This window comes from Xenorhabdus entomophaga, from assembly GCF_037996725.1.
In the GTDB taxonomy this organism is placed as follows: Bacteria; Pseudomonadota; Gammaproteobacteria; order Enterobacterales; family Enterobacteriaceae; genus Xenorhabdus; species Xenorhabdus khoisanae.
This window is the reverse complement of sequence record NZ_JBBMXH010000510.1, coordinates 1-223: the sequence shown is the minus strand read 5'-3', so window position 1 is coordinate 223 and position 223 is coordinate 1. Positions and strand designations below refer to the sequence as shown.

1 protein-coding gene is annotated in these 223 nt (G+C 48.4%); it reads left to right on the top strand.

The window, feature by feature from the left end:
* Window positions 1–223: transposase (locus AAC854_RS23860; RefSeq protein ID WP_340619212.1), on the top strand; the 223-nt coding region annotated here is incomplete at both ends.

Genomic DNA, 223 nt, shown 5'->3' with positions numbered 1-223 from the left:
GGAGTCCACGAGGTCAGCCCCATGAAGCAGAGCCGCAAAACCCGGTCAGACGGTCAGTGCTAGGTGCGCTAAATTACACTGATAACACACTGTTTTATCAGATAATATCAAGCAGTGTCACGCGGAATGATGTCATTGATTTTTTAGCGCAGGTCGCCCAACAAGGCGATCATCGCCTGACATTTGTCGTGTTAGATAATGCACCTATCCATCATGGGATCGA